1 pseudogene is annotated in these 237 nt (G+C 58.2%); it reads left to right on the forward strand.

What is annotated here, in order from left to right:
- Positions 1–207, forward strand: a pseudogene (locus AC0IYH_RS33910) (ABC transporter substrate-binding protein); the annotation flags it as partial.
- Between the last annotated feature and the right edge of the window lie 30 nt (positions 208–237).

The following is a 237-nucleotide window of genomic DNA, read 5'->3' on the forward strand; positions in this document are numbered from 1 at the left end:
GCCCAGCTCAAAGAGCAGGGCGTGCCGATCAAGCGCTTCCCCGACGAAGTGCTGGACGCCATGAAGCGTGAATCTCAGGTGGTTCTGGAAGAGCTCGCAGGCCAGAACGAACTCAACGGCCGCATCTGGAAATCCATGAAGACCTTCCAGGATGAAGTCACGCCGATGAGCGCAGTGACCGAACAAGAGCTGTACAACTGGCGCTAAGCACCCGTCGACCCGAATAGGGATCGACAG

Source organism: Pseudomonas sp. AC463 (assembly GCF_979253585.1).